Raw genomic sequence first — 16,752 nt, 5'->3', positions numbered from 1 at the left:
TCTGAGGTTCACCACTCAAATCTTTTTTAAATTGCGTAGGTGATTGTCTTTCTGAGTAATAAATAAATGTGAAATCCCAAATTAAAATATGAATATTGAGATTAGAATTTTTACGTACAAGTGACTTTAAAAAATCACCTAAAGTTGGAAAATTAAATGAAGGTCTAAGCTTGATACGCGTATCTAGATCCCAACCTAATATAAAAATAGATTGGGTTGCATTTTCAGCTGCAAGTACAAATGCTTCAAAATAACTTTCAGCGTCAATAATCACTGACGCTTTAGAAGCTTTTTCTATTCTCCAACAATTATAACCTTCATTAAAAACCATAACTCAGCAAAGTGATTGCAAATTAGATGCCTGTTCACGAAATGACTCTGCGCGCAATATAGACATTTAGCAAGCAAGCCTTTTATTCAGTTTTGCGAGTCTAAAACCGATAAGTGATACATGAGAAACCAGACTCCAAAAAATACTAACAACTTACAACTTCAAGATCTGGTTTCGATTTTTAGAAAATCTGATATCGGGCTGGGCCTCGTTATAGCAATTCTACTTTCAGTTACTGTTTTTTCGCATAAGGGAAAAGTCAAACTGACAGAACATGCTCGGCAAACAGCACAAACAAATCAAGTACTCCTCGAACTTAAAGCCACAATGTCACAACTCCAAGAAGCTGAAAGTGGAATGAATAGTTATCTGCTAGCAGAAGACCCTGCGTTTTTGGAACAGTATTCAAGTAAAATTAAAAATATGGATGTACATCTTAAAAATCTCTCTGAACTTTTTGCAGAATCAGAAAGCGAAGAACAACAAAAATTAATTTCAAAACTCAACTCACTTATCAAAGAAAAACTCAGTCAATTAGATGGCATCGTGAGTCTCAGACAAAGTAAATCCTATACAAAAGAACGTCTTGAGCCATTAATCACTCAAGGTGCATACATCATGGAAGACATCCGCAAAGTCACTACACAGATTGAAACACAAGAACGAAGTATGCTCGAAGAGCATGTTCTTGACGCTGAAAGTGCTGCAAGCAGGTCGCATAATACAATTGTACTTGCTTGTTTTTTAGCCTTTACGTTTCTCGTTGCATCAAGACTTGTCGTTACTCGCAGTATTGAAGAGCGAAAACGTGCTGAAAATGAATTACGCAAAATGAGCACAGCCCTTGAGCACGCCGTTGAGGGTATTGCACGGGTCGATGCAAGGGGTAATTACTTTAACGTCAATAAAACATATGCAAAAATGTTGGGTTACAATACTGAAGAATTAGAACGTAAAAATTGGCTCACCCATATTGTTCCTGCTGATCAGAAAAAAGTGGCATCTGCGCATCAAGGGATAATCATAAATGGCAAACAAGAAATTGAAATCGTTGCTCAGAAAAAAGATGGGACACAATGCTATCTACGCATGACAATGATCCTCACACACGATGATAATCATCAATTTGGTGGTCACTACTGCTTTATTAAAAATATCTCTAATGAAAAACGTGAACAACAAGAGTTAATCAATGCTAAAAAAGTGGCGCTGGAAGCTTCCCTAGCTAAATCTGAGTTTTTAGCAAATATGAGTCATGAAATTCGCACACCGATGAATGGTGTTATCGGAATGGCCGGTCTTTTGAGCTCCACAGAACTTAATCCTAAACAAAAACAGTATGCTGAAACTATTCGAGTGTCTGCAGAAGCTCTATTAACGTTAATCAATGACATCCTAGATTTTTCAAAAATTGAATCTCGAAAAATGGTATTTGAAACTATTGATTTTGATCTTCGAAGTGTCATCAGTGACACAGAAAAAATGCTAAATCATAGCGCAAAAACAAAAGGCATCGGAATACGCATTGATATCTCACCCGAAGTACCACCGTATTTAAGAGGTGACCCTGGTAAAATTAGGCAAATTCTTGTAAATCTTCTTGGAAACGCCGTGAAATTCACCCGCCAAGGTGAAGTGTCTCTCCTCGTAACACGTCAGCAACAAATTAATAATAACGTTGAATTAAGAATTGAAGTCCATGACTCAGGCATTGGTCTCTCTATCGATGCACAAAATAGACTCTTCCAACCCTTTACTCAGGCAGATACATCAACAACTCGTAAATTTGGTGGTACGGGGCTTGGATTAGCAATTTGTAAAAGACTCGTAGAAATGATGCACGGTGAAATTGGTGTTCAAAGTGAAGAAACCAAAGGCTCGGTCTTTTGGTTTACGATGCAATTAGAAAATGGCAATAAACCTGTCATTGAATCTCAACCTGTTGCTCAGAGTCTCACTGATCGCGAAAAAGCTACAATGAATCTTTTGGTCGTTGAAGATAATCTTGTTAATCAAAGAGTTGTTCTTGAAATGATCGAACAAATTGGGCTTAAAGCAGAGGCTGTTGGGAATGGTTTTGAAGCTCTTAAGGCGATTTCAGAGAAAAACTATAATCTAATTTTGATGGATTGCCAGATGCCAGGAATGGATGGCTATGAAGCAACTCGAAAAATTAGAAAAGATGAGTTTGGAACGGCAAGACATGTTCCCATCGTAGCAGTGACTGCCGATGTCACAAGTGGCGATCGAAAAAAATGTTACGAAGCTGGAATGGATGATTACATTACTAAGCCAATTGAATTTGAACGACTTGCTTTAACAATAGAAAAATGGCTCAGACATAGTTCAAATAAAACAGTTGTTAACACTGCATCACCGATTGAAACTGAACAACCAGCACAAGTAACCCAAAACTCTGCTCCCGTTATAATTGACTGGAATATCTTAAAGAGATTAGAAAAATTCCAGCGCCCAGGTGCACCGAATATGATTCATGAACTTACTCAGTTGTACTTTGAAACAGCTCCACCTTATTTGAAAAAAATCAGAAAAGCTGTTTTAACAAATAATGCAGAAGCATTGGCTGCAGAGGCCCATGCACTTAAGTCAAGTAGCTCAAACCTTGGTATTATCCAAGTTTCAGATCTATGTAGAAAGCTTTAAGAAATAGGAAAGTCTGGAGTAATTTCAGGAGTTGCCGTTCATTTAACAAATGAATTAGAAGGTGCCTATTTGGTAGCAAAGAATCAATTAGAAGCTAGCCTTAAGACTAGTACTCCTCAAGCTTCTTGAGCATTGTTCCGAAATAGTGGGTGAGGAAAGAACATGACTAATATTCTCTTCATTGATGATGACAAAGTAACTTTAAAATTGGTCAAGGACATACTTGAAAGTTCTGGCTACTCTGTCGTTACAAGCACAGATCCACGAGATGGTTTAGACAAGCTGGAGCGTGAAGTGTTTGATATGGTCATCACCGATGCTAATATGCCAGGTGGTGTTTCTGGATATGAACTCATTAAAACTATTCGTGGCAAGCCAAAATTTGCTCACATTCCCATTGCAATGCTCACCGGTCGTCGTGATAAAAAAGATATTCAGTTGGGCTTAGACAGTGGCGCTGATGATTACATTATTAAGCCAATTGATCCCATGATTTTACTTGGAAAAATTCAAGCACTTCTCAAAAAGAAATCAGTACAAGTACCTACTACAAGTTTTCCAGAAGGTCCGGTTCGTCGCAAAGCTCAATGGGATGTAGATACACAGATCACTTATATTTCTGAGCGAGGATTGACTTTACGGTCTCCCCTCTTTGCACCTATGGATACAAAAGTTAAAGTGAATAGTGAGTTTTTTCAACAAATTGGCATCGAGCCACCTATTTTACGTGTCACCGGTTACACACGTGATCCTTCAAATGCAGGATTGTATTTCATTAGTGCAAACTTTATTGGGCTCAATGACACAGAATTGCAAAAAATTCGTCATTGGCTAAATAGCAATCTTGCATCACTCAAAAAATCTAGTTAAAAATTTACACCCAATAAACCACCAGCCAATAAATCATAATACAGTCCTAACAGTACCTTGACCAATTCTGGGATACATAATACGTAAGTAAATAAACATACTAAGGAGGCCTTTAATGAATAAAATAAATTTGGTTATATTCGCCATTACAGCACTACTGGCAACATCTTCTAGTTTTGCTGAAGATGTGCCATTGGAATCCCTCTCTGTAGGAAAAGGAAAAGCTAAACTAGGAGTCCTTCTTCAAACCTGGATGATTGATGACACAACTATTCTGAGTAGCACAGGAGATAGTCACCTTAATTACCGACTTCGCCGCGCAGAACTTAAACTCAGTGGATCAGTCGTAGAAAACACGCGTTGGTTTGTAATGATTGATCCGGCAAAGTCCCTTCGCTCAGGCAGTGTATCTACAAATAATGATAATAAAGTACTTCAAGATTTAGGAGTAGCTTTTACTCTTTATCCAGATCTTGAAATCGTAGCTGGTCAATTTAAAATTCCCACAACTTCAGAAGGACTTGATTCATCATCTGAACTTTTATTTCCTGAAAGAGCGTATGTCTCACGATACTTCGGTGATCGCAGAGATATAGGAATGATGCTCAATGGAACATTTGGCCCGTTGCAAGCAAAACTCATGGCTTCAAACGGTCAACCAAACGTCAATTCAAATGCTGCAAATATTGATGACACGAATAACTCTAAAGATTTAAACACACGCCTTGATTATAAAATATCTGATGCTTTTAAAGCTGGAGCTTTTTACGGACAATCCCAAGCTGTAGTAGGAAGTAGTACTCGATATGGCGGAAATCTGCGTTTTAAGTGGGATGAGTTACAATTGCGAGCAGAAGGTGTACAAGCTAAAGAGCTAGACATCGATCGAAACGGCATGACCACCGAAGTTGCCTATGACGTGTCAGATAAATTTCAGCCAGCATTACGTTACGAAAATTTTCAAGTGACTACAGATCCAAATACTTCATCATCAAGTGCTTATACACTTGGGCTGAATTATTTAATTCATAGTCACAATGCAAAAATTCAACTTGCTGGTACTGTGCTTAAAAACATGAGTAGTACTTCATCAACAAGTACAGCAGGTGTTAACGTTTCATCAGGAACATATAATCCGGTGGCTGGCAGAGACGGGACCCTCGTTATACTTAATGCTCAAATGGCTTTGTGACATTAACCCCGAGAGCATGCTGAATGTTCTCGGGGTATTTTTTATTAAAATCCAACTCCAATATGTATCATGGCGTAAAAACCATTCAGATCAATGCTGATCCCGCTATTACCTGCTGCTGAACCTTTAACTTCTTTAATAACATAACTTTGATAACCAGCCTCTGAACCTAATCTAATATTAAAAATTTTAAACCCAGAATCAAAACCAATGGAATACGTAGTATTAACTTGATTGTCGTTATAGGTTCGCTTGCCAGAGGGTGTTCGGAGCGTAAAAGTAGATTTATGATCAACCCCTAAAGTAAAAATCAAACCGCCGTAAAAAGCGGGCTGTACAATTCTCGCAGTTAAAAGTGCTGACCACTTTGCAGCTTGCAACTCACCTTCGTTAATTGCACCTTTATTTATGGCATCAACTTTAACTCCATTGTACTCATAACGCGCACCAACTCCGATAGGTACAATGATGGGGAATATAATAATGTCTCCCCCCACATTTCCGTACACATAGACTTCTTTGATCCCATTATTTCGCAAAAAAAGATTCATTCCACCGGGGTCAACAAAAGTACCACCAAAGTTACCACGCAATTCTAAACCAAATGCGTGAGCTACAACAGGTGATGCAAAAATAATTAAAAATGCAAAAATTAATTTTTTAAATTTTAACGACATGTTTATAGTTTCCCAGTTTCATTTGTAGCATCAAAGGCTAGTTTTTTATAAAGATCCTCTAGAAGCGATTTTCTAGCATCTCCTGACAATGGGCGCCAACCAAGTTCATATTCTTTGTAAAGTTCTTTAGGAATTTCCAATAAAAATCTTGATGGTGCTGAAGGAATAAGTTTTCCGTGACGCTTGCGCTGCCTAGCACGACTGAGAATTAAGCGTTCCTGAGCACGCGTCACACCTACATAAAAAAGCCTGCGCTCCTCACTAATATCTGACCCGAGAGTTCGATGGGGTATTACATCTTCTTCAATACCAACCATAAAAACTATTGGAAATTCTAAACCTTTACACGAATGCAGAGTCATCAAACTCACAGAAGATTTATCTTCTTCATCTTGATTATCACGAAGCTCCATGGCATCAATAAAACCTTTAATGGTTTTTTCAGTGCGACCACTGTGCGCTGCGAATTTATTAAGCACTTGCGCAAATATTCCAACAAGCCCCCAGCGCTTTGAAAAAGCTAGAGAATCTTTTGATTCTTTTTCAAGATAATTTTTGTACCCAATATGAGTGAGAAAATTAATAAGTTTATCACCAGGCGTTGAATCAGTCGCAACCAGATCAGGAACAAGACTGTCGAGATCTTTTATCAATTGATCAATACTAAGACCCGCATTTTCATTAATCTCTGAATTTCTCCACTCTTTTGCTGCTTTATAAAAAGATGTTTTATTTTGACTCGAGGATTCAGCTATTAGATCTACAGTAGCTTCTCCGATACCACGAGAAGGAACATTGAGAATACGTCTAAAGCTAACTTCATTAGGCCGAATAGCTGATCTTAAATACGCTAAAATATCTCTAATTTCTTTACGGTCAAAAAATGCAGTGCCCCCTGTGATTTGATGAGGAATACCTTGTTTGCGCATTTCAGCTTCAAGCAGTGCTCCTTGACTATTTGACCTAAATAAAATTGCAAACTCGTGGTGTTCTCTGCCGCTTTGTTTGAGATTTGTGATTTCACCAATCACTCTTTCAACTTCTTCTTCTTCAGATTCATAGACAAAAACTTCAGGTAAAATACCTTCTTGAGCATTTGGATCTGATTTTAATTTTTTAGCATGACGTTTCTCGTTTTTTGAAATCACAGCATTTGCCAAATTTAAAATTGCAGGAGTTGATCTGTAATTGCGCTCAAGCCTCACTACGGCACACTTTTCATAATAACTCGGGAAAGTTAAAATATTTTCAATACATGCCCCACGCCACCCGTAAATTGATTGATCATCATCGCCCACCACAGCAATATTAAGATGTTTTTCAACAACATTTGTTACCAAAGCCAGTTGTGGTTTATTGGTGTCTTGAAATTCATCGACCATCACAAACTTAAAAGCGTTTTGTACCCGTTCTTTAACCTCTTTAGATTTATCAAAAAGCTCTAAAGGTTTTTGAATGAGATTATCAAAATCAACAACTCCCAATTGACTTAATTTTTTCATGTACTTGGGCAGACACCATTCTGCCGCCGTACTGTATTCATCGTCTTGAGGGTTCTCAGATTTTCCAAGGGCTCGCATGTTACCCATTACAGATAATAACTTACCAGCATCAAAATCTATTTTTCCACTAAGGTTAAAGTTTCTCATGATTTCTTTAACAAGAGATTGGCTGTCAGATGAATCAAGTATTCCAAAAAACTTAGGAAGCCCCGCCTCTTTGTGAAATTGCCGAAGAATTTGAAGCCCAAAAGAATGAAATGTTCCAGCCCAAACCCCTTGCGCTTGGTCGCCAAGTTTTGCCGTCACACGATTTTTAAGTTCACGAGCTGATTTATTTGTGAATGTAAGCACACAGATCTCTTTGGGTGCAGCTCTTTTCTCGTCAATAAGACGCCCTGTCCGTGTTACCAGTACTGTGGTTTTACCTGAACCAGCGCCTGCAAGAATAAGGAGCGGCCCTTCGTTATGAAGTGCAGCTTTGCATTGCTCTGGATTAAGGTTGTGTGTCCATGATGCTATACGAGACATTTGAGCCCTTGCGATTTTTTTGATTTTTAATATGGCAAGAGTCTACTTGAAACATTCAACGGATCAAAGAAGAATCTGAGCTAACAATATCTTTAACTCAGCGCAAACTTACAAAATTTTACACGCCATGTGACCATCAGCAATCATTTTACGACCACCCTCTTCACGTACAACGGCGTTAAGATTGGCAAAAGAATTTCTTTTTGAAATACTCATCGCAAATTGACGGCCTAAAACAAAATCTTTCTGATTGGCTTGTTCATGTGCTTTTACAACATTACGATATACGATTCTATTTTTACGTTTGATGGTCACAAGCTTCTTATTTTCACTTGAAAGTCCCTCAATGGCCACACTGTAGGGAAACCTATGTGAGGATTTACATTTTACTTCCGCGGCACCAAAAACTTGTGAACCATATATAAGCGCCATTAAAAACATTACTGTGATTTTCATCGGTTTCTCCTTATAAATCATCTCTCCAGCACATGATTTTGCAATGACCATGCACAAACGCTAAGTAGTTAAAACTACTAGTACTCTGTACGAGTCAGCAGCCAAATTCAATAGATTCAATCTGGCGTGTACCAGGCTTAGACAACTGTCATACGCTAACAGGCGTTTTTGAATTTTCCGTTTTAGCTGTTTGTTTAAGTATGGGTGGTTTTGCCCAGGCAGGCAAAAGCGGCTCTTGCCACTTTATAAGGCTGGTGGCTCTTTGGGTGGTGGTCCATCATCGCCGGGGCCTGGACCAGGTTCACCGCAAATTCCTTTTTCTGATTCTCCAACTCTGAGATTAAATCGTCCGCTTTCAAATTTCATAAAGCGCCGTTGGTTTGTGGGTAGGGCATCGACAACATTTATGGTGCCCTCCATAGTTTGACTGCCAATTGTCCATGTATATTTGTAAAGTTTCGGTACAGTAAAGGTAAAGTCAGTCGAAGAATTAATTGAAATTCCTCTTTCAAATGCAGCGCCATTAACAAGAAATGGTTTAAAACCCCCGGTAACTGTTGAATCTGCTTCAAATAATTTTAATGTTCCAAAGGCACCAACGGTGTTGCTATTAGTCCAGATCACTTTAAAACCTTTTTTCGTTGAAAGATCGCGTGGTGTTGGGGCGGCATCTTCGAGTTTGATCGTGCCACCCTCTGGTTCAACGGCGCCATTGTCGAGTGACGTACATTTAATTTTACCGTCGATCTGCATCGAAAATGGCCGTGGTTGATTCCGTACGAATGTATCTAGTACGGCAATATAGCCGCCATCAGCATCTGATGTATTTGGCGACCATGTGTATTTATAAACTCCCGGTGTATTAAATAAAAATTCAGCCGTTGCCGTGGGTCCGATTCTGATATCAAAAACTGTAGGGGTTAGTGGTGAAGCGATTTGTGTGAGTTTGATATTTCCTTGTGTATCTAAGTCAAGGCCATCGCTCAAAAGTTGCCCAGCTTGCGTTCTCTTGGTGGCAGAATAAACGCGCAAAATGCCTTCACCAGATGAGGCAGTTGCAATATTTTTAAAGTTAATTTTGAAACCTTTTTGCGTAGTTTTTGTTGGTAGCTGACCTGAAATTTCAAGGTCGATGAGCCCACCTTGTGGCACCGGTGTTGGTGTAGGTGTAGGGCTTGAGTTGGGATTTGTTGTGGTATCTTCGATAACGCTTACAAAACCAACTCGTGGATTGGGTGCTGTGATTGATGAAATCCACTCATATTTAAATGTTGCCGGATTCGCAAATAAACTTTCGGGCGGTATTTCTCGAGCGCCAACAGCAATAGTTTTGCTGAATACTTCTGTAAGATCAGTAGGTGTTGCGCCTTGTCTATATATTTTAAGCGTACCTTGTACAGCACCTGCGGTATTGTTATTTACCCACTCAACAACTTTACCTTCGCGTACGGTAATGTTTTGTGGCAATAACCCAGAAGGAAAAATATCGATTACACCACCTGAAAGTAAACATGCCGCAGCGCCTGGCTCGGTACGTACAATTTGATATTCGACTTCACATGAATTTGTGTCACTTGGAGCATAGCGAATGTCAGTGCCATAGAGGCCTGAGGTTTCACTCATGCTTGCGCCAGAAACATTCACAAACTGTATGCAAGGTGTAATGATCCGTGGATTTAGCGGATCATATGCTGTCTCGCCACCTTTACACATCTTAGCTTTTATTAATAAACTTTCAGAGGCCACAGTGAGGTCTTGGTAGAGTAGGCCCACTTGCATGCCATGAGTTCCTCTGTTTTCTTCACTAAAATATTTTGTACTACCTAGCATGCTAACGGTACTTAGGTGTCGAGGTTGCCCAGTAAAACCGATACCTCTATTGAAGCGAAATAAAAATCGATCTGAATTGCTGAGGCGCTCTTTTAAAGGTGTGACGCCAACATAATGAATATTATCAATGCGCTTATCGTCATTCATTACACCGTTGGCTGGATTACGTATAGGTAACCAGTCAGCAACTAAATATATAGCAAACAATTGATTTGGGAACATTCCTGCAACTTCGTAAAAAGGTTGATCTGTAATTGGAACAGCGGGTGTGGGTGTAGCTTGCAGCGAAGGTTGGTTGTTCTCATCAACACCAAAATTGTAATCGATAAAACCTTCTTGATAAACATTGCACACAGAATCTAAAACACGAACACCAACTCTTTTATTTGTATTTATAACCGGTATTTTGTTCGCATTTTTTTCACATGTTTTATTTCCGGGTGAACTTGTATCGTCGATGAGTGTGCATTTTCCGCGGAAATAACTAAACACGCTATTGAATGGATTTCCGTCACCCTCTTCAACCACGCCATCGTTATCATCAAAGTTTTCTTGCATCTCAGACCATGATTTAAAAATGCGGCCATCTTTGTATGGGTCAAATAATCCATCGCCGTTAAAATCAAATGAGTAAACATATTTATCAAGCTCATTGGCCGGTGAACCGGGTGGTAAAACAACAATAGATTTTGTTATATCACTAGGGCTATTTGGGTCGCGCGGATTGTATTCGTAGCGATCTCCAGTGGCGCGATTTTGATCTGCAGCGGTGCGGTCTAATTCAGGAACCGGCTTAATAATAAGTTTATTCATGTTAAGAGTGATGGGTTGAGTGTTGTTACAGCTAACTTGAAGTAAAAAATCACGCGATGATTTTAAACCTAAGGTGTCTGTTGCTGTAATTGTACCAACGTAAGTGCCATTTTTTACTGCATAATTAAATATGGGTGCTGTATCTTTTTTTAAGGTAGATTTTAAATCCAAAGGTAAAAAATCTGAGTCATGAAATTCAATTTTAAACTCAAGCTTATTAACATTGTCAACCACACCACTTGTAGTGTTTCGACAATCAATGGTGAAATTTTCATCTTCTTTGGGTAATACGCGAGAATCAAAAACCTCTTTAGCTGGCTGACTATCTATTGTTCTAAAAACCGTTGGAGCAGAATTTAAAAACATTTTGCAAACTAAATGCGGAGCAAGTGGCGGTTGAAATGCATTCAGTGATGCTGGGGGCGGTAGCGGTTTGGGCGCTCTTACGCGTGTTGCTAAAATTGATTGACCAGACTTACCGCAAGCCTGACCGAAACCCAAGATGAGCGCGCCCAGTAATGAGAGTCCAGCGACTATGAAATATGTTCTGTTTATATATCTACTGGCCATTGTTTAACCTCACGGGAAAATCATTAACCCCGTCATCTGTAAAATTAAGTGGAACACCTTTTTGCATTGTTCTTTCGCCAATGCGAATGATTTGACGCCTTGAGAGAATGGCTTGATTTTCTAAAATGAGTACCTGGATTTTATTATCAAAAGTTTCAATACCACCCTGTGGTCTTACGGCTATATGAGTGATGGGCTCTATGTTTTGTGAATAGCAGGTTTTACTTCCGTCAGTACGTCTTGTGTTAAGCAGTCGTTGTGTTATGGGTGGTGAAAAAGTAGCAGGTAAATTATTGGCAGCAATATCTAGAGGTTGAAAATTTAAAAGTTTAAAATCAAGGCGAATGCCGTCTAAGAACGAGCGAGAAGAACGCTCTGTAGCAGGGCCATTGATTGTAAAGCCATGACGGTATGCAAATTCATCTGGAATATTATCACCATTTGAATCTGGGTTAGTTGGGTCACTTTGAAGTAAAAATTCTTCACAATCATTGAGCATATCAGAATCACGATCTTTGAATCGTCCGTTCAGCACCTGAGCTCCGGCAGAAATGCATTCTGCTTTGAGTGCCAAATTTACTTCACAGGCTCCAGTAGTTTTTCTTTTACATGGCTCGTGATTTGTTGAGGTGAAAAAATCAATACTATCACGAACACCATTGCCATCAGTATCTGCATTAAATGGATTAGATTTAAGTTCTTCTTCTATTATATCAGGTATGCCGTCAGAGTCAGTGTCTCCTAATAAGTTACCATTCCACCAAGCCGAATTAAGATTAGTAACCCATACATCACTAAGTTCAAATAGAAGTCTTGCACCCAATGCAATAAATTGATCAAAGGGAATACTACTTGTACCGATGTCAGTAAAACTTCCGTCGCCTGATTTAGCCATATTATCAAGTAATGTTTTTGCTTCTTGTTGCATCACTGGATTAAGTATTGGTGGTGGTCGAGGTGGTTCGCCAGGCTGTTGTGGTGGTGGAGAACAAGCTGTAGTTGCAGCTGCAAGCGATGCTGAGTAAAAGCCAGTATTAAAAACAATACTTTCTACGTTAGCTTGATTTTCTTCAGATTTGCCAAGTGCGATGATATCAGAAACCATTGCGCTTAAACCTGCGGTATTTTGTAGGCCATTTACATAATCTTGTCTTACTCCGCGCACAAGTGGAACACCGTCTGATAAAAATACTACTATAAAATTAAGTGTATCATCGACGATTTTTGCTTGTGCAATATCGGCTTCCATAACAGCTTTTATTCTAGATAAAGCTTGTTGATAGTTTGTTTCTTGTGGTTCACCAGTGAGAGCTTCAGCTTTTGCTGAATTGATCATACCAGTGTAAACAGATTTTTTATTTGTCTTTTGCACTATCAAAGAGTCGTCAGTGCCATCTTGAGAAGCTGCCTCGTTACCAAATTTAACAAGCCTAAAAAAATAGTTTCCTTGATCTGGTAAATCAGGATTATTAGTAAACGCCTTGAGTTCTTCAAAGCGCCTGAGGCCTTTACAGTCAGTGGGTATGTTTGACGCTTCCCAGCTGATATTACTGCCTGAGATATCTATTGCTGCAATGATAATAATTTTTGAATTTAAACTTTGCGCAGGTGTTGTGCAAAAATCTACTGAAACTTTGTTTTGCAAAGATTGTCGTAAAAGTTCTTCTGGTGAAAGTGATCCCTTAGGTAAAGGTCTACTTACTTTAGGACTTGCACAATTCATGTAGCTGCCAAAAAGAAGTGTCATTACAAATATTATGCCTAGAGTTCTTAGCACTCTGGTTTTCATAACAACCCTCCTTCGCGTTCTTTTCTACGAAGTGAGAGTGTGGTAAATGCAGGAATCATTAAGAATGCAAACGCTGTTGCAACTGCGCCCATTCCACCATTTGAGGTTGGTCCGTCAGAGTTTGTAGAGATCATTCCGCAAGTTGGGTTTGAATTGATGACATTCTTTTTAATTTTTGGCGGATCAAATTTATCAGCATTTGCACCTTTTGAAATTACACTTCCGGCTGATTTTGGGCACTGGCGTTTTGAAGCCTGTAAAATATCAGCGACGATTGTTTTGCATGTTGTTCCACTTTGATTGCCGTTGGGTAAATAAACAGCTACGCAGGCTTGTGCTTGTTTTGTGTTAAGCCTACAATAATCTGTCATTAAGCTATCGAAAGGCCCTTGTGCGCAAAACTGTTCTAGATCAGCTAGTACGCCAGTAGTGATGTTACTTTTTTGATAACCTTGCCCAGCGCTGGGAGCGAAAAATCCCATGGGTAAATTAGCTGAGATATCTTCGCTGGCGATAATACATGATCCTTGATTGGGTGTTGGTGCTGGTGTTGGTGCAGTAATTGCGACATCAGGTGCTGAGCAAGCACTTTCAAGTTCACTATCTGTGCCAAAATTTAAATATGATTTTATGCAATACGCATAAGTGCTACCAGCTGTAACATCGGTGTCTGGAAACTCTAAGCTTAAAGGTGTACTGGTGAATACCTGTACTCGGTTTTTTAAACTTCCATCTTTACTACGAAAAACTCCGTAAGCTTGAGTTAAAGGTGACGCATCCCATGCAACACGTGTAAGTGTCATTGTACTTTGCGTTACACGAACATTGCTTGGAGGTACAGGAGTTGGAGTAGGTACAGCGATTGAAGCAGTGGCTGGATCACTTTCTGGTTTTGAAGTATTTGCTGCAAAACGTGATGTCACTTTATATTGAGGTGTTTGGCCTCCTGTAACGCCAGTATCATCAGTAAGCGTAAGTGTCGTCGGCAAAACGATTCCACCAATTTGGATGAAGTTTAAACCACCATCAAGGCTTCGGGTAATTCGAAAGCCATCATGTGTTGCATCGCCGTTACCGTTTGCCCAGTTTAATGTAACTTTAAATGGAGTGTGTTGAGCTGCGGCTGTTAGACTTGCGGGTGTAAATGGCTTTACAGGTGGAGGTGGTGGAAATCGTGGAGTATCTTGTCTCTCATCAGATACAGGACCATTTTCATTTTCATTATTGAACGGAGTAACCCGGTACGCATATGTAGTTTCAGTAGTTAATCCTGAATCTTCAAAAGCAGTGCTACTACCAGATGCAGTTAGATTGGGTGCTATTGTCGTAAAGATGGTGCTTGGAAGTTCACGTCTTTGTAAGATAAATCGGGTAGTGAAAACGTCTCCACGATTTATTGTTAATAATATTTTATTACCAGCAAGACTCTCGCCATTTGATGTTATTGATGGCTTTAATGGGGTTGGAATATTTGGTGTGAGAGTTAAATCAGGAGAAGAAATAATGCCTATATCTCCATCAACACTTACACCATAAACGCGATACTTATAAGGTTCATTGTTTGTCAGTTGTGTATCAGTAAAAATAAATTCATTTACATTGGGTGTTGCCAATTTTGCATAAATCGGAATTGTCGGTGATGAAACTGAGCCAGCAACAGGCATTTCAGAAAAAGAAAATTCACTTGATCTTTGGCGTTGAACTTTATAAAAAAGTGACCCACCAACATGAGACCATTTAAATTGCACCTGTTGATTTGTTTGCCCCGCTATATCGTCAAAAACTAATACGGGTTTTGCTGGTACACCAATTGTAACGCGTGGCCTGTTCACTGATGGCCATGCGGCACTGCCTTGAGTTGAACTGCATGACATTTTATATACTTTTAGAGTTTTAAGTGTGTTATCTCCTGCGCCTGAAGGTGAGTCGGTCAGTGCCCAGAGTCTTCCGCCTTGATCTGAAACAATTGATAAAAGATCTTCGCTGAAACTTTTAAATATGGCATCGTTCGTGTGATCAGCAATGACGCCACTAAACGCAGAGCCGTTGCTCCAAATTCCGCTGCTGCCCTGTACGACTACGCTTCGTGAACTTCCACCAACGCTGATTGATGTGCAAAATCCTGTACCGTCACAATTAGCTGATGGCGCTGACCAAGTAGTCCCGCCATCTGAACTTGAGACAATAAATTTTCGCTCACTATTATTTGCATCTAAACCATTACCAAAGGCAAAAATATTTCCATCACGATCTATGCCGACTCGTGTAAATCTAGAAGTTTTTCCAATACTCAGTGGTTTTGAAATTGAAGTCCATGTTTGTGTTGAAGGCGGTGAGCGTATATCACTGGTAGTGGTGACAATAGCTGCTGATGCTAACCCTGTGGCGTCTACTGTTTGGCCGACAAGAAATACGCGGTCTCTTTTTTCATCATAAAAGCCATCTATCATTTTAAACTTCTTTTGATTGGCTAAGAAATTAAAACTGCCAGCTGTATTTAAATCACCGAGAGTCACTTTCGTAGCATTTAGAAACGTTGTGGTATCAACCCTAAATGCGCGAGCGATTTCGACAGATGTTTTATCTGTGACAAAAACATAGAGAAATTTATTATTATCCCTGAAAAACAAATTCACTTCGATAGCAATACCAAAATCGTGACTAGCTAGCGAAGTCCAAGATCCGTTACCATTATCTCTGCGAAACAAAGACACTACTTGTGGTGCACTGGTTTGTGATCGGATAGCCATAAAAATATCGCCATCGCGACCTTGATCAAAAAATGTACTCTTACTAAACCTACTATCGCTTGGTTCAATTCCTGTTACTGTGATATTTGGATTTTCAAACCAATTACTTTTTGTAATATCACTAGGATTACTAAAAAGCACTCGTGAGCGCCATAAACCTGAGCTTGAAAAACCTGTGGCGAAAACATTGCCGTTGAAATCTACTTTGCTCGCTTGAAAAAAATGATTGTCGGAATCAAGAAGGTTTTGAACCTTTGATGCTACTGGCGTTCCATTTATCGGTATACGCCTAACAAATAAACGTTTTGTACGTGAAGCTGTTGAGCTACCACTAAGAATTCCAGAATCACCATGACCAACAACTGTTACAATTTCTTGCCCAAGTAGATTATTTGAATCAGAAATTTGCAGACTATCAATATGCCCCGCGGCGGTGATACCGCCATCATTAAAAGTTTTCGTATAGCTAAATCGATCAACTTCTTCCCAATTAGTATTTATATCGTGGCTATTACAAATTTGAGGATTCACAGTAGCAAAATTTTGGTAAGAAAAAATAAGCGTAAACCCAATCAGCACAAAAAGTGCTGTCAGTGCGATTCGTTTGAATGCTGGTTTACTGCCTATGCCCATTTATTCTCCGACTCAATACGTTCTAAAAAGGGTCCCGCATTACCCACATATACTTATCGGATCAAGGGCTAGAAACTTAAGTCTTAAACAAGAATAAAACTTAATAATATCAGATATTTATAGCTATATTGAGATGTATTGTAGTGC

General features: G+C 39.3%; 10 protein-coding genes. 3 read left to right on the top strand and 7 right to left on the bottom strand.

Annotation, left to right across the window (positions count from 1 at the left end; genetic code table 11):
- A partial coding sequence (locus SGI74_04190; GenBank protein MDZ4676689.1) for a hypothetical protein occupies positions 1-331 on the bottom strand: 331 nt, incomplete at its 3' end.
- A 120-nt stretch (positions 332-451) separates the two neighbouring features.
- Between SGI74_04190 and SGI74_04185 the strand changes: the two genes are divergently transcribed.
- The 3 genes from SGI74_04185 to SGI74_04175 all read left to right on the top strand — a co-directional run bounded on the left by SGI74_04185 (position 452) and on the right by SGI74_04175 (position 5,057).
- Entirely contained in the window at positions 452-2,995 is a 2,544-nt protein-coding gene (locus SGI74_04185; protein MDZ4676688.1) for an ATP-binding protein, read from the top strand.
- A 162-nt stretch (positions 2,996-3,157) separates the two neighbouring features.
- Entirely contained in the window at positions 3,158-3,865 is a 708-nt protein-coding gene (locus tag SGI74_04180) for a response regulator (GenBank protein ID MDZ4676687.1), read from the top strand.
- Between the two features lie 115 nt (positions 3,866-3,980).
- Complete coding sequence (locus tag SGI74_04175) at positions 3,981-5,057, top strand: porin (GenBank protein MDZ4676686.1); 1,077 nt, start codon at positions 3,981-3,983, stop codon at positions 5,055-5,057.
- Between the two features lie 44 nt (positions 5,058-5,101).
- On the opposite strand, the gene SGI74_04170 is transcribed toward SGI74_04175, so the two are convergent.
- The 6 genes from SGI74_04170 to SGI74_04145 form a co-directional block, all read right to left on the bottom strand.
- Positions 5,102-5,734, bottom strand: a complete 633-nt coding sequence (locus SGI74_04170) for a hypothetical protein (protein ID MDZ4676685.1) — start codon at positions 5,732-5,734, stop codon at positions 5,102-5,104.
- 2 nt (positions 5,735-5,736) lie between these two features.
- Complete coding sequence (locus SGI74_04165) at positions 5,737-7,764, bottom strand: UvrD-helicase domain-containing protein (GenBank protein MDZ4676684.1); 2,028 nt, start codon at positions 7,762-7,764, stop codon at positions 5,737-5,739.
- 108 nt (positions 7,765-7,872) lie between these two features.
- Positions 7,873-8,220, bottom strand: a complete 348-nt coding sequence (locus tag SGI74_04160; protein MDZ4676683.1) for a hypothetical protein — start codon at positions 8,218-8,220, stop codon at positions 7,873-7,875.
- Positions 8,221-8,463: 243 nt separating this feature from the next.
- The gene (locus tag SGI74_04155; GenBank protein MDZ4676682.1) at positions 8,464-11,433 is read right to left on the bottom strand and encodes a hypothetical protein; all 2,970 of its coding nucleotides are present in this window, start codon (positions 11,431-11,433) and stop codon (positions 8,464-8,466) included.
- On the bottom strand, positions 11,423-13,222 hold the full coding sequence (locus SGI74_04150; GenBank protein MDZ4676681.1) for a hypothetical protein: 1,800 nt from the start codon (positions 13,220-13,222) through the stop codon (positions 11,423-11,425). Before SGI74_04150 ends, SGI74_04155 begins: the two co-directional genes overlap by 11 nt.
- Complete coding sequence (locus SGI74_04145) at positions 13,219-16,605, bottom strand: hypothetical protein (GenBank protein ID MDZ4676680.1); 3,387 nt, start codon at positions 16,603-16,605, stop codon at positions 13,219-13,221. Before SGI74_04145 ends, SGI74_04150 begins: the two co-directional genes overlap by 4 nt.
- Positions 16,606-16,752: the final 147 nt, after the last annotated feature.

The sequence above is a fragment of the Oligoflexia bacterium genome, from assembly GCA_034439615.1.
Classification (GTDB): Bacteria; Bdellovibrionota; Bdellovibrionia; order JABDDW01; family JABDDW01; genus JAWXAT01.
Note: the sequence above shows the minus strand (reverse complement) of the source record. Positions and strands in the feature narration are given on the sequence as shown.

Coding starts and splice junctions, on each gene's coding strand:
- SGI74_04185 (MDZ4676688.1), top strand. CDS start 452: ATGAGAAACCAGACTCCAAAAAATACTAACAACTTACAACTTCAAGAT.
- SGI74_04180 (MDZ4676687.1), top strand. CDS start 3,158: ATGACTAATATTCTCTTCATTGATGATGACAAAGTAACTTTAAAATTG.
- SGI74_04175 (MDZ4676686.1), top strand. CDS start 3,981: ATGAATAAAATAAATTTGGTTATATTCGCCATTACAGCACTACTGGCA.
- SGI74_04170 (MDZ4676685.1), bottom strand. CDS start 5,734: ATGTCGTTAAAATTTAAAAAATTAATTTTTGCATTTTTAATTATTTTT.
- SGI74_04165 (MDZ4676684.1), bottom strand. CDS start 7,764: ATGTCTCGTATAGCATCATGGACACACAACCTTAATCCAGAGCAATGC.
- SGI74_04160 (MDZ4676683.1), bottom strand. CDS start 8,220: ATGAAAATCACAGTAATGTTTTTAATGGCGCTTATATATGGTTCACAA.
- SGI74_04155 (MDZ4676682.1), bottom strand. CDS start 11,433: ATGGCCAGTAGATATATAAACAGAACATATTTCATAGTCGCTGGACTC.
- SGI74_04150 (MDZ4676681.1), bottom strand. CDS start 13,222: ATGAAAACCAGAGTGCTAAGAACTCTAGGCATAATATTTGTAATGACA.
- SGI74_04145 (MDZ4676680.1), bottom strand. CDS start 16,605: ATGGGCATAGGCAGTAAACCAGCATTCAAACGAATCGCACTGACAGCA.